Annotated in this window: 14 protein-coding genes; 5 read left to right on the plus strand and 9 right to left on the minus strand. The window is 70.4% G+C overall.

Features of this window, described 5'->3' with window-relative positions:
- Genes H4W81_RS20650 through H4W81_RS20660 form a run of 3 tightly spaced genes read right to left on the minus strand, consistent with a single transcriptional unit; the run spans window position 1 to window position 1,872 of the window.
- Window positions 1-930, minus strand: a complete 930-nt coding sequence (locus H4W81_RS20650) for an RluA family pseudouridine synthase (RefSeq protein ID WP_192776313.1) — start codon at window positions 928-930, stop codon at window positions 1-3.
- Window positions 923-1,423, minus strand: coding sequence for a signal peptidase II (lspA, locus tag H4W81_RS20655; protein ID WP_225958721.1), 501 nt, complete (start codon window positions 1,421-1,423; stop codon window positions 923-925). The genes H4W81_RS20650 and lspA overlap by 8 nt, the downstream gene beginning before the upstream one ends.
- Before the next feature lie 59 nt (window positions 1,424-1,482).
- Window positions 1,483-1,872, minus strand: coding sequence for a TraR/DksA family transcriptional regulator (locus tag H4W81_RS20660; protein WP_183659094.1), 390 nt, complete (start codon window positions 1,870-1,872; stop codon window positions 1,483-1,485).
- 428 nt (window positions 1,873-2,300) lie between these two features.
- Here H4W81_RS20660 and ileS point away from each other — a divergent pair, with 428 nt between their 5' ends.
- Both ileS and H4W81_RS20670 read left to right on the plus strand, forming a co-directional pair.
- On the plus strand, window positions 2,301-5,444 hold the full coding sequence (gene ileS / locus H4W81_RS20665; RefSeq protein WP_192776314.1) for an isoleucine--tRNA ligase: 3,144 nt from the start codon (window positions 2,301-2,303) through the stop codon (window positions 5,442-5,444).
- An 84-nt stretch (window positions 5,445-5,528) separates the two neighbouring features.
- The gene (locus H4W81_RS20670; protein WP_192776315.1) at window positions 5,529-5,732 is read left to right on the plus strand and encodes a hypothetical protein; all 204 of its coding nucleotides are present in this window, start codon (window positions 5,529-5,531) and stop codon (window positions 5,730-5,732) included.
- Between the two features lie 404 nt (window positions 5,733-6,136).
- Here the strand turns inward: H4W81_RS20670 and H4W81_RS20675 are convergent, their stop codons facing one another.
- Window positions 6,137-6,625 carry a hypothetical protein gene (locus H4W81_RS20675; protein WP_192776316.1) on the minus strand — a complete coding sequence of 163 codons (489 nt, stop codon included), beginning with the start codon at window positions 6,623-6,625 and terminating at the stop codon, window positions 6,137-6,139.
- 1,057 nt (window positions 6,626-7,682) lie between these two features.
- On the opposite strand from H4W81_RS20675, the gene H4W81_RS20680 reads away from it, so the two are divergent.
- From H4W81_RS20680 to H4W81_RS20690, 3 genes are all read left to right on the plus strand, one after another.
- Window positions 7,683-7,964, plus strand: a complete 282-nt coding sequence (locus tag H4W81_RS20680) for a hypothetical protein (RefSeq protein WP_192776317.1) — start codon at window positions 7,683-7,685, stop codon at window positions 7,962-7,964.
- Between the two features lie 192 nt (window positions 7,965-8,156).
- Window positions 8,157-8,405: a hypothetical protein gene (locus tag H4W81_RS20685; protein WP_192776318.1), complete on the plus strand. Its 249-nt coding sequence runs from the start codon at window positions 8,157-8,159 to the stop codon at window positions 8,403-8,405.
- Window positions 8,402-8,593 carry a hypothetical protein gene (locus tag H4W81_RS20690; protein ID WP_192776319.1) on the plus strand — a complete coding sequence of 64 codons (192 nt, stop codon included), beginning with the start codon at window positions 8,402-8,404 and terminating at the stop codon, window positions 8,591-8,593. Before H4W81_RS20685 ends, H4W81_RS20690 begins: the two co-directional genes overlap by 4 nt.
- An 18-nt stretch (window positions 8,594-8,611) precedes the next feature.
- Here the strand turns inward: H4W81_RS20690 and H4W81_RS20695 are convergent, their stop codons facing one another.
- The 5 genes from H4W81_RS20695 to ftsZ form a co-directional block, all read right to left on the minus strand.
- Window positions 8,612-9,487, minus strand: a complete 876-nt coding sequence (locus H4W81_RS20695) for a DivIVA domain-containing protein (RefSeq protein ID WP_192776320.1) — start codon at window positions 9,485-9,487, stop codon at window positions 8,612-8,614.
- A gap of 55 nt (window positions 9,488-9,542) precedes the next feature.
- Window positions 9,543-9,827: a YggT family protein gene (locus tag H4W81_RS20700; RefSeq protein WP_183659086.1), complete on the minus strand. Its 285-nt coding sequence runs from the start codon at window positions 9,825-9,827 to the stop codon at window positions 9,543-9,545.
- Between the two features lie 77 nt (window positions 9,828-9,904).
- A complete protein-coding gene (locus H4W81_RS20705; RefSeq protein WP_192776321.1) occupies window positions 9,905-10,408 on the minus strand; it encodes a cell division protein SepF in 504 nt (167 codons plus the stop codon).
- A 135-nt stretch (window positions 10,409-10,543) separates the two neighbouring features.
- The gene (locus H4W81_RS20710) at window positions 10,544-11,245 is read right to left on the minus strand and encodes a YggS family pyridoxal phosphate-dependent enzyme (protein ID WP_192776322.1); all 702 of its coding nucleotides are present in this window, start codon (window positions 11,243-11,245) and stop codon (window positions 10,544-10,546) included.
- Between the two features lie 139 nt (window positions 11,246-11,384).
- Window positions 11,385-12,761, minus strand: coding sequence for a cell division protein FtsZ (gene ftsZ / locus H4W81_RS20715; protein WP_192776323.1), 1,377 nt, complete (start codon window positions 12,759-12,761; stop codon window positions 11,385-11,387).
- Between the last annotated feature and the right edge of the window lie 165 nt (window positions 12,762-12,926).

The following is a 12,926-nucleotide window of genomic DNA, read 5'->3' on the forward strand; positions in this document are numbered from 1 at the left end:
TCAGGACTCCGCGCGCACGATGTCGAGCGCCTTCTGCAGGTCGTCGGGGTAGTCGCTGCTGAAGGACATCCACTCGCCGCTGGAGGGGTGCTCGAAGCCGAGCGACACCGCGTGCAGCCACTGCCTGGTCATCCCGAGCCTGGCCGCGAGCGTGGGATCGGCGCCGTACATGAGGTCGCCCACGCACGGGTGGCGCAGCGCGGCCATGTGGACGCGGATCTGGTGCGTGCGCCCGGTCTCCAGCTTGATGTCGAGCAGCGAGGCGGCCCTGAAGGCCTCGACCGTGTCGTAGTGGGTCACCGACGGCTTGCCGCCCGCCACCACGGCGAACCTGCCGTCGCCGGAGGGATGGCGGTCGATGGGCGCGTCGACCGTGCCTCTGAACGGGTCGGGGTGGCCCTGGACCAGCGCGTGGTAACGCTTGTCGACCGTGCGCTCCTTGAAGGCGCGCTTGAGGACGGAGTAGGCGTGCTCGCTCTTGGCCACGACCATCGCGCCCGTGGTGTTGGCGTCGAGGCGGTGCACGATGCCCTGCCGTTCGGCCGCGCCGCTGGTGGCCACCGTGTGCCCGGTGCCGAGCAGGCCGCCGATCACCGTGGGGCCGGTCCAGCCGACGGTCGGGTGGGCGGCGACGCCGATGGGCTTGTTGACCACCACGATGTCGTCGTCCTCGTAGATGATCGCCATCCCGGGGACGGGCTCGGCCACCGGCATGGGCGTCGTGATCGGCGGCGGGAGCGTGACGTCGAGCCACGCGCCCGCGTGCACCCTGTCGGACTTGGCCCCCTGGGAGCCGTCCACCAGCACGTCGCCCGCGCCGATCAGCTCGGCAGCGCGGGTGCGGGAGAAACCGAAGAGCCGCGACAGTGCGGCGTCGAGTCGTTCGCCTTCGAGCCCGTCGGGGACGGGCAGGCTGCGCTGTTCAGCCATTCTTGCTGGTCACCTCCCTGGTGCCGTCGATCTGGTAGCCGCGCCAGGCCAGGAAGACCGCCACGATGCCGCCGCACACGATCGCCGAGTCGGCGATGTTCCAGACGGGGAAGTGGCCGGGGAAGGTCTCGATGAAGTCGACCACGTGCCCCTGCAGCTGCCCCGAGGCGGGACGGCCGAAGCCCGCGGGATAGCGCAGCAGCCGGTCGGTGAGGTTGCCGAGCGCCCCGCCCAGCATAAGGCCGAGCGTGAGCGTCCACGGCAGGCTGCGCAGTTTGCGCGCCGTGCGCAGGATCGCGACCACCACCCCGGCCGCGACCAGCGTGAAGACGAAGGTCATCCCGGTGCCGATGCTGAAGGCCGCACCAGAGTTGAAGATCACCCTGAACTGGAGCAGGCCGGGGATCACCACCAGCGGGTCCTCGCGCTCCAGCGTCCGCAGCACGAGGGTCTTGGTGAACAGGTCGAGCCCGTAGATCACCACGGCGATCAACGCGAGAAGGCCGATCAGGCGTCGCCCGATCGGCCTCGCGGCTGTCTCACTGTCAGCGCTCAGCGGCGTTCCTCCCGCTGCTTGCATGTCACGCACAGCGTCGCCCTCGGGAACGCCTGCAGACGCTCCTTGCCGATCGGCTTGTGGCACGATTCGCACACTCCATAGGTCCCTGCGTCGATCCTGGCGATCGCACGTTCGTTCTGCGCGACCAGGTCGCGTGTGTTCAGGGTAAGGGCGATCTCGCGTTCGCGCTCATACGTCTTGGCCCCGGCGTCGGCCTGGTCGTCGCCCGCCCCCTGGGTGACGTCCCCGGAGGCGATCTCCGTCTCGTGCCGGAGGATGTCGGCCTCGAGCTCGGCTATTTCCTGAACGAGGGTGTCGCGTACCTCGGCCAGCTCCTCTGCCGACCACATCGAAGGGGTCGCGGTCTGCGTGACTGCCGCCATGGCTGCCTCCATGCTGATCAAGGCTCAAACGGTGCGGGCAGCTTAGGCCGTGAATAACGACTCGGCAAACGACCCGCCGTACGGTTTACCCCTCCCGTACTATCCCGCCACGCCGGATCAACTCCTCAACATAGGCATCCATTCCCGGATCTTTGTCGCAATTTGCTGAGGTGGATATCGGGAAGCGTTCGCCCTCCACTCTGCGTTATGGTTTTAGCCTGCAAGGCGTTGACGGAGCCCTGTGATGCGAATCACAGGGATATCACTCCCGAGCCGCCGGAAGAACGGCTCGCCAGAGCTCACTAGAACCGGCCGCAGACCAAATGAAGTGGGTCCCTCCGGGGGTCAAGAGGGGTGGTACCGCGGAGCCGGACGGCTTCGTCCCTTCACATCGTCGCCGTTTCGACACCGTGGAGGTCCCGCCCGAGATGTCCCACTATTTCCGCTCTCTACCCGCGCAGGTCGACCTGCCCGCGCTCGAGCGTGAGGTCCTCGACCGATGGCGGGACGGGAAGATCTTCGAGCGCTCCGTCGAGCAGAACGAAGGCGCCCCCGCCTGGGTCTTCTACGAGGGCCCGCCCACCGCCAACGGCCTGCCCGGCGTCCACCACGTCGAGGCGCGCGTCTTCAAGGACCTCTTCCCCCGCTACAAGACCATGCGCGGCTTCAGCGTGCCGCGCAAGGCCGGCTGGGACTGCCACGGCCTCCCGGTCGAGGTCGGCATCGAGAAAGAGCTCGGGCTGACGGGCAAGAAGGACATCGAGGCGTACGGCATCGCCGAGTTCAACGCCAAGTGCCGCGAGTCGGTGCTGCGCCACGTCGACGCCTTCGAAGAGCTGACCGAGCGCATGGGCTACTGGATCGACCTGTCCCAGGCCTACCGCACGATGGACCCCGAGTACGTGGAGTCCGTCTGGTGGTCGCTCAAGGTCATCTTCGACAAGGGCCTGCTGTTCCGCGACTTCCGCATCACGCCGTACTGCCCGCGCTGCGGCACCGGGCTGTCCGACCACGAGCTGGGCCAGCCCGGCGGCTACGAGACCGTCTCCTCGCCGTCCGTCTACGTCCGCATGCCCGTGACCTCCGGCCCGCTCGCGGAGCTCGACGCCTCGCTGCTGATCTGGACGACCACGCCCTGGACGCTGGTGTCCAACACGGCGGTGGCCGTCCACCCCGAGGTCACCTACGTCGCCGCGCGCACCGCGGACGGCGAGGTGCTGGTCGTGGCCGAGCCGCTGCTGCCGGTCCTCGGCGAGGGCGCCACCGAGGTGGCCCGCTTCTCCGGGCGCGAACTCGAGCGCACCGCCTACTCCCGCCCGTTCGACCTGGTCGACATCCCCGGCGCGCACTACGTGGTCCTGGGCGACTACGTCACCGTCGAGGACGGCACCGGCCTGGTCCACCAGGCCCCCGCCTTCGGCGCCGACGACATGACCGTCTGCAAGACGTACGGCATGCCGATCGTCAACCCGATCGGCCCCGACGGCCGCTTCCTGCCCGACGTGCCGATGGTGGGCGGCCAGTTCTTCAAGGACGCCGACGAGGGCCTGACCGAGGACCTGGCCGGGCGCGGCCTGCTGTTCCGCGGCGGCCACTTCGACCACAGCTACCCGCACTGCTGGCGCTGCCACACCCCGCTGCTCTACTACGCGCTGCCCGCCTGGTACATCCGCACCACCGCGGTCAAGGACACGATGCTCGCGGAGAACGAGAAGACCAACTGGTTCCCCGAGACCATCAAGTGGGGCCGCTTCGGCGAGTGGCTGCGCAACAACGTCGACTGGTCGCTGTCGCGCTCGCGATACTGGGGCACGCCGCTGCCGCTGTGGGTGTGCTCGGCCGACGAGTCGCACGTCACCTGCGTCGGCTCGCTGGAGGAGCTCGGGTCCCTGGCGGGCCAGGAGCTGTCGAACCTCGACCCGCACCGGCCGTACGTGGACGACATCTCCTTCCCCTGCCCCTCGTGCGGCGCCGTCGCCCAGCGCGTGCCCGACGTCATCGACGCGTGGTACGACTCGGGCTCCATGCCGTTCGCCCAGTGGGGCGCCAAGGGCAAGCCCGACGGCGTCTACCCCGCGCAGTTCATCTGCGAGGCGACCGACCAGACGCGCGGCTGGTTCTACTCGCTGATGGCGGTCGGCACGCTGGTCTTCGAGCAGTCCTCCTACGAGAACGTGCTCTGCCTCGGCCTCATCCTGGCCGAGGACGGCCGCAAGATGAGCAAGCACCTCGGCAACGTGCTCGAGCCCATCTCGCTGATGGACCAGCACGGCGCCGACGCGCTGCGCTGGTTCATGGCCGCCTCCGGCTCGCCGTGGGCGGCGCGGCGCGTGGGCCACAACGCGCTGGAGGAGATCGTCCGCAAGGTCCTGCTGACCTACTGGAACACCGCCTCCTTCTTCACCCTCTACGCCAACGCCGAGTCGTGGTCGCCCTCGATGGCGGACGAGGCGCCCCCCGCCGCGGAGCGCCCGCTGATCGACAGGTGGGCTCTGGCCGAGCTGCACCGGACGGTGTCGGAGGTCACGGCCGCGCTCGACGCCTTCGACACCGTGCGCGCGGGCCGCAGGCTCGCCGAGTTCCTCGACGACCTGTCCAACTGGTACGTCAGGCGCTCGCGGCGCAGGTTCTGGCAGGGCTCGCAGGAGGCGTTCGCGACGCTGTACGAGTGCCTGGAGACGGTCACCAGGCTCATGGCGCCGATGACGCCGTTCGTCACCGACTATCTCTGGGATGTGCTGCGCGGCGTGGACGCGCCGTCGTCGGTGCACCTGGCCTCGTGGCCGTCGGTCAAGGAGGAGCTGCTCGACCCGTCGCTGTCGGCGCAGATGGCGCTGGTGCGCAGGCTGGTCGAGCTGGGCCGGTCGGCCCGCGCCGCCTCCGGGGTCAAGACGCGCCAGCCGCTGGGGCGCGCCCTCGTGGGCGCTCCCGGCTGGGCGTCGCTCTCCCCCGAGCTGCGCGACCTCATCGCGGACGAGCTGAACGTCCAGGCTCTGGAAGACATGTCCGGATTTAGTACGGATTTGGTGTCTTTCACCGTCAAGCCGAACTTCAGGGCGCTCGGCAAGCGGTTCGGCTCGCAGACCAAGCTGGTCGCGGCGGCGGTCTCGGCCGCCGACGCCGCCTCGCTGGCCGCGACGCTGCGCTCGGGCGCACCCGTCTCGGTGGAGGCGGGCGAGCTGGGCACGGTCTCGCTCACCGCCGACGAGGTGATCGTCACCGAGCAGCCCAAGTCGGGCTGGGCGGTCGAGACGGGCGCGGTCGACACCGGCACCGGCGAGACGGTCGCGCTCGACCTGGCCATGACCGACGAGCTGCGCAGGGCCGGGCTCATCCGCGAGGTCATCCGCCTCGTCCAGGACGCCCGCAAGTCGACCGGCCTCGCCATCACCGACCGGATCGACCTGTGGTGGTCGGCCTCGTCGGCGGACCTGGCCGAGGCGCTGCGCGCGGACGGCTCGCTGGTGGGTGAGGAGGTCCTGGCCGCCAGCCTGAGCGAGGGCACGTCCGCGGACCTGCCCGTCCACACCGACGCCGACCTGGGCCTGAGCTTCCAGCTCAGGCGCGCCTGAACAACCGACGGCGCGGCCCCTCACCCGAGGCGCCGCGCCGTCGCCATGCACGCACCCGGCCCAACGGATCCCCGTGGACCACGGGTGAGATCCCGGCAAGCTTCTGGAACGGTCACACTCCACGCCCAGCGACTGATCGGCGGCTCCACCGCCTCGTCCGCGGTGATCACCGGCCTGATCATCGCCGTGATGACCATCGGCTGGGCCACCAGCTTCCTGAAACCGCCGGCGGCCGAGAGGGCAGCAGAGCCGTCAGCGCCGGCGGAGCCGTCCCCCGAACTCGCGTAACACCCCTGGCGGAGCCGTCCTCGAGCCCGCGTATCACCACCCGGTGGAGCCCGTCTCCGGAGCCCGCGTAACACCACCAGGCAGACCCGGCCCCAAGCCCGCGTTCGCGGCTAGAGCGAGACGCGCATGGTGATCGACCTTGGACAGGAAGACACTTGGAAGGCACCGTGAACGAACTGTCGGGCGTCGTCGATGCGGGCCGTCGGCGGCGCCCAAGAGCGCGGGGCCCCGGCCATGTCGGCGAGATGTCGACGAAGCCGGGGCAATGCTGCTGGACGCGGTGGCGTGCGGCTTCGAGAGGCCGGAGCCGGGAAAGAGGTCGGCGCCCGCTACACCGATCTCGGTTCCGGATACAACGCGTTCTGGCGGCACTGCCTCGACAAGATCGAGCGTCGGGGCGGAGGTCAGCCGACTCGCTGGTGGTCGTGCTGGCAGACCGAGCAGGGGGTGAGCCCCTTCGACTCGGCCTCGGCCTTCTGCATCGTCTGGATGCTGCCCGGCTCCGCCCCCTTGATCAGGGGGCAGGACGAGCTGTGGAAGCGCCGCGTGCCACCGATCACCTTGACGACACCGGGACGGTCGAGCCTGACCGTCTCGTTCGCCCCTGAAGGCGTGTCCTCGTCGGCGGCGGGTGCGCCTGCCTTGCCCGGGGCTGAGGTGGAACCGGGGACGACCGGAGGCCCGGCGCGCCCGGGTGCGGTCGCCTCCGGCCCCACCGGCTCCGCGTCCAGCGACTCCGGACGGTCGAACCACCCGCCACCGGACTCCCTGGTCCGAGCAGCGCCGCTGCGGCGCTCGGCGTCGGGCTCCTGTCCGGAGGTGGAAGCCTTGGCGGCGGGCTTCGCCTCCGCGTTCCGCACCGCGGCCACAGGTGGGCGCAGCCTCTGGGTCATCTCGGACGAGGTGTCCTCGGCCCCATCGGGCTCAGCGGACCCCTCCCGAGCGGAACCCACGGAGGCGCGATCCTTCGCGGCGCCCGGGGCGGGCGCATCCTGCGCTGATCCCGCCGAGGGGCCACCCTTCGCGGGACCTGCTGACGGTCCGCCCTGAGGGGAACCGGCCGAGAGGACGCCCTTCGCGGAAGCCGGGGAGCCCTCCTGCGGGGACCCCTTCGAGGGACCATCCTGCGACGAACCCGAGGAGCGGTCCTGAGCGGAAGCCCCAGGACGGTCCTGAGCGGAACCCGAGGAGCGGTCCTGAGCGGAAGCCGCAGGGCGGTCCTGTGTGGGCGCCGCAGAGGGGCGGCCGTCCTTCGAAGAAGCCGACGAGGGAGCGTTCTGGGGAGAAGTTGTCGAGGGAGCGTTCTGCGGAGCAGCCTGGGAAGGGCGGGCCTGCCGGGTGTCGTCCGCTGCGGGACCGCTCTTGGGCGCCTCAGGGGAAGGGCCGCTGGAGGCGGGGCGTGGTGCGGCGCCGGGGGTGCCGGCCACGAGCGTGCCAGGTGCGGGTTTCGGCTGCGAGCCGCCCGCCGTCCCGTCGGGGCGCCGAGCAGCCGCCCCCTCGGAGCGCTCAGAAGCCACGCCCGCCGAGGGAGACTCGCCACGCTCGGACGGCGCCTGCGCGCTCGACGCGGGAGATTCGGCACGAGAGGCAGGGGACTCACCACGAGAAGCCGACGAATCACCGCGAGGAGCCGCCGACTCACCGCCAGAAGACGTCGACTCGGCCCGAGAGGCGACGGACTCGGCCCGAGATGACGGGGACTCACTGCGAGAAGCAGGAGATTCGCCGCGCGATGACGCGGACTCGGCGCGGGAGGCGGTAGAGCCGGTGGGCGCGCCGGGAGAGGTAGCGCCGTCATCAGCGTCGCCCGGGCGTCCGGAGGACTCAGATGAGGTGTCGCGCGAGGCGGCGGAACCGCCCGTCGAATCGGTCGCTCTGCCCTGCGACGCCGGACGACCGGAGGAGTCCGGGCCGCCGGCCTGCGTCGGCGTACGACCAGAAGGTTCAGAGGTGCCGGCCTGTGACGCCGGACCACCGGAAGACCCGGCGGGGCCCGCCTGCGACGCCGTACGGCCTGCGGGGGCGGGCGGAGGGGCGGTGGGGCGGGCGGAGGGGTTCGAAGGCCCGGAGGGCTCGCCCGAGACGGCGGGAGAGGCGCCGGAGAGGGGGGCGGGAGCGCCGGAGGCGCCCGGGGCCGGGCCGGAGGGGCGCGCAGGTGTGCCGGGCTGGCCGGGGGAGGTGACAGGGCGGCCGACGGGGTCGGTGTCCCTGCTGGCGGAGGCGGCCGGATAGGGGGCGCGGCCGACGCCAGGCTGTTCGGGGGCAGGGGGCACCTGCCGCCCGCCGAGCGCGGCGTCGGGCAGGCACGTCGTGCAGGGCGTGAAGCCCTCCTCGCGCGCCTCCTCGTAGGTGAGCTCCTCGTGATCTCGTCCACTGAGCTGACGGCAGCCGGCCACGTGGTAGCGCTTGCGTCCGGGGATCACCATGACGATCGCGTCGGGCGAGATGCCGCGCGCCGCGACGGGCCGTGGACGGGGCGCCGCGTTCGGCACGGTCGCCGTCTGCTGCCTCATCCCCGTGGGCGCGGGGATCGGCGGCCGGGGTGCCATCGGCTGCGGCGCCGTCCCAGCTGGGGCGACGCCCGCGGGCGTCGTCGCCTTCGGAGTGACAGGCGCGGACGGCTCCCGCGGCGCCTGCGCCCCGGCACCACCGCCGCCGGGGAACAGCTCGTGACGCCGCAGGAACGCCCCGATCACCAGGAAGAGCGCGGACAGCACGCTGACCACGATCGACCACATGATCAGGAACGGTTCAGCCATGACGAAGCCCGCGATCAGCAGAATGACCGCCGCGAGCACCAGACCAGCGCTGATGAGGATCACAGGGGGCTCTTTCGAGTGACGGATCAGAAGCGAATCTGACCCGTTACCTTACCGGCGTTAGCGGCGGTCGTTGTGCTGGCCGTCGGCGCCCTGGAAGGCACCCTGGTGCTGCGACTGGTCGCCACCGAACGGGTTGGGCCCGCCGGGAAGGGGCTGCTGGCCGCCCTGCGGCACCGAGTGGGTCATGGCGGGGGCGCCACCGCCCATCGGAGCGCTGGGGATCACGGGAAAGCCGCCACTGCCGCCCTCCGCGGAGACGTTCAGCTCGGCGAGCTGGTTCTCCAGGTAGAGCTTGAGCCTGCTGCGGTACTCGCGCTCGAAGCTGCGCAGTTCCTCGACCTTGCGCTCGAGCTCGTCGCGGGTCTGCACGAGGGAGCCCATGGCCTGACGGTGGCGCTCCTGGGCGTCGCGCTCCAGCGTCTCGGCGCGGGCCCTGGCGTCACCGATGACCTGCTCGGCCTGGCGGCGAGCCTTGGTCAGGATGTCGTCGGCCTCGCGGCGGGCGCGGGTGACGGTCTCGTCCGCCTCGCGGCGGGCGTCGGCGATCGCCTGGTCGGCCGTCTGCTGGGCGAGGGCGAGCACGCGGGCCGCGGTGTCCATGTTGTCCTCGGCGGGAGGCATGTTCATGGCAACGGGGACCGGCTGCGGCTGCGGCGGGGCCTGCATGGGCTCCGGCTGCGGCGGCGCCATCATCTCCGGCTTGGGCTGCTCCTGCACGGGGGCGGAGGCCATCGGCATGTTCATGCCGCCGGGCACCTTGCCCCGCAGGCACTCGGCCAGCTTGGCGCGGAGCTCCTCGTTCTCTTGGATCAGGCGGTCAAGCTCAGCCTCGACTTCGTCGAGGAAGGCATCCACCTCTTCCTCGTCGTAACCCGGTCGCAACCGGGTGGTACTGAATTGCTTGTTCCGCACATCAGCGGGCGTCAGCGGCATCTTTTTGGTCTCCTTGGCGCGCTTGGAGTCTGTCCGGAGGGACGGTACCCGATCACTACAGCGCGGACACGAGTTGGATCATGACCAAGACCACAATGAAGAGCACTGTGAAGCTTAGGTCAAAGGCCACCGTACCCAACCGGAGGGGAGGAATGAAACGGCGGAGAAACTTGAGAGGTGGGTCTGTTGCGGTGTATGTGGCTTCCGCCAGCACCAGAACGAACCCGGAAGGCCGCCACTGCCGGGCGAACGCCTGCACCGTCTCGAAGATCATTCTGCCGATGAGCAACACCAGATAGAGAGACAGGACAACGACCAAGATCTCGCCAACGATCCCCACGGTCCGGCCGCGCCTCCACTTCTGGGTGCCCCTTCCGGTCCCGAGGACCCGGTCGGGTAGGTAGTCATACAGAGACTCTAACTCTGGTTGAAGAATCCGCGTTCCGCGATTCGGGCCTTGTCCTCGGCGGTCACCTCGACATTGGCTGGGGACAACAGGAACACCTTGTTGGTAACACGTTCGATGCTGCCGTGTAGGCCAAAGACGAGACCTGCCGCGAAATCGACAAGTCGCTTGGCATCGCTGTCAACCATCTCGGTCAGGTTCATGATGACCGGGGTGCCGTCGCGGAAGTGCTCACCGATCGTCCGCGCCTCGTTGTAGGTCCGCGGGTGCAGCGTCGTGATGCGCGCCAGGTCGGTCGTGCGGCGCTCCAGCACGGTCGTCGCCGGTCTGGGCGCGGGGACACCGGGGTCGGTGTCGTCGTCGCGGTCGTGCGCCGTCGCGGGACGGTCCTGCTCGGCCCGACGCGACTCCTCCTCGTAGTCGTAGTCGTCGTCGGTGTAGGCCTCGTACCTCTCGTAGCGGTCGTCCTCCACGAGGCCGAGGTAGACCGCCATCTTGCGCATCGCGCCGGCCATCGCTAAGTCGTCCTCCTGCTCATGGTCGCACTCGCTCGAGCGATCCGCACTCGAGGCGGCAGCCGTACCCCCTTGGAGCTCACCGCTGATCGACCTCTACTTCGTTCGCGGGCCCAAGGCCCACTTGAGGGGACATTACCTGACGAAGGGCTTGCGGCGACCGAGCAACGCCGTACCGACTCGCACGTGTGTCGCACCGTGCGCCACGGCTTCGGCCAGATCGCCGCTCATCCCCGCCGAGATTATGGTCGCACCAGGATGCCCGGCCTGTACGGCCAGCGCCAGATCCCGCAGCCTCGCGAACGCCTTGCCCGGTTCCTCCCCGAGCGGCGCGACGGCCATGAGCCCGCCGAGCCGTACGCCCTCCGTCGCCGCGATCTCGTCGGCCAGCCCCGGCACGTCGGCGGGGCGCGCCCCGCCGCGGCCCGGGTCGTCGTCGAGCGCCACCTGCACGAGACAGCCGATCTCCCGCCCGGCCCGTACGGCCTCGCGTCCGATGGCCGCCACCAGCCTGGAGCGGTCGACGGAGTGGATCAGGTCGGCGTACCCGACCACAGAGCGCACCTTGTTGGTCTGGAGCTGACCGACGAAGTGCCACGTGAGCGGCAGGTCAGCGCAGGCGCGGGCCTTCTCCGCGGCCTCCTGGTCGCGGTTCTCGCCCACCTCGGTCACGCCGAGCCCGGCCAGGATCCGTACGTCCTCGGCCGGGTAGGTCTTGGTCACCGCGATCAGCGTGACCTCCTCGCGGGAGCGCCCCGCGGCCCGGCAGGCCGCGGAGATCCGCGTCTCGACCTCGGCCAGCCCGGCCGCGATCTGCTGTTTGCGAGCTATGTCCACAAGAAACCCATCGTGCACCCTTCGCGGATGGACCGCGAACCGGGGCCCCGAGACGCACCGAACCCCCACCGCGTCGACCCCGAGGTCTCGCAGCGGGGGTGTGATCCCCTCTCCCGGAGCAGGGGCCGGGTGAGGAATCTCACTTCAGGAAGTCGGGCACGTCCAGCTCTTCTTCTTGCTCCTCGAAGACCACGGGGCGCCGCCTGGCGGGCTCCGACATGCGGGAGGAGATCGGGGTGGGCGGGTTGGTCACCTCGGGCGCCGGCCGCGGGATCGACACGGGCGCGGGCGGCTCCTCGACCGGCGTGGGCACGGCGGCCGCGGGTGCGGGCGCGGGTGCCGGCGCGGGCGGGGGCGTCTCGACGGCCCGCACCGGCTCGGGGCGCGGCTCAGGCCGCACCTCGGGGCGGGGCTCGGGACGCGGCTCCGGCCTCGGCGGCTCGGCCTTCACGCTGGGCGCCGGGGCGGGCGCGGGGCGTACGGGCCCGGCGGCCGGGGGAACCGCCGACGGCGCGGCGGCGGGTCTGGGCTGCTGACGCGGCTGCTGCAGCGCGGGCTTCTCGACGGGAGCGATCTCGTCGAACCCGGCGGCGATCACCGTGACCCTGACCTCGTCGCCGAGGGCGTCGTCGATGACCGTACCGAAGATGATGTTGGCGTCGGGCGCCGCGGCGTTCGAGACGAGCTGCGCCGCCTCGTTGATCTCGAACAGACCGAGGTCGGACCCGCCCGCGATCGACAGCAGCACGCCGTGCGCGCCGTCGATCGAGGCCTCCAGCAGCGGGCTGGAGACGGCCATCTCGGCGGCGGCGACCGAGCGGTCGTCGCCCCTGGCGTGGCCGATGCCCATCAGCGCCGAGCCCGCGCCCGACATGACCGACTTGACGTCGGCGAAGTCGAGGTTGATCAGACCGGGCGTGGTGATCAGGTCGGTGATGCCCTGGACACCGGACAGCAGCACCTGGTCGGCCGCCTTGAAGGCGTCGAGGACGCTGACCTGCCTGTCGGAGATCGACAGCAGCCGGTCGTTGGGGATCACGATGAGGGTGTCGACCTCGTCGCGCAGGGTCTCGATTCCCGCCTCTGCCTGCATGGCGCGGCGGCGGCCCTCGAAGCTGAAGGGCCTGGTGACGACTCCTATGGTCAGAGCACCGAGAGACCGGGCGATGTTGGCCACCACGGGGGCGCCGCCGGTGCCCGTGCCACCTCCCTCGCCCGCCGTGACGAAGACCATGTCGGCCCCCTTGAGGACCTCCTCGATCTCCTCACGGTGGTCCTCGGCCGCCTTGCGGCCGACATCGGGATTGGCGCCGGCCCCGAGGCCGCGCGTGAGCTCCCTGCCCACGTCGAGTTTGACGTCGGCGTCACTCATCAGCAGCGCCTGGGCGTCGGTGTTTATCGCGATGAACTCGACGCCCTTGAGTCCCTCCTCGATCATCCGGTTGACGGCGTTCACTCCGCCGCCGCCAATGCCGACGACCTTGATGACCGCGAGGTAGTTCTGCGGTGCTGCCACGACGAGGGGCCTTTCCGCTCGTTGACTTGCCATTTCAATGGTGCTCGAAAAACTCTCAACCTCAAGTTGAGATTCAGATTTATGTCAACCTGAGGATTGATACGGACAGTAGGAGTCCCCTACCGGGCGGGTCAACTAACCGCGCCGCAAGCCCGTCCGGCGTGT

The sequence above is a fragment of the Nonomuraea africana genome (assembly GCF_014873535.1).
Lineage (GTDB): Bacteria > Actinomycetota > Actinomycetes > Streptosporangiales > Streptosporangiaceae > Nonomuraea > Nonomuraea africana.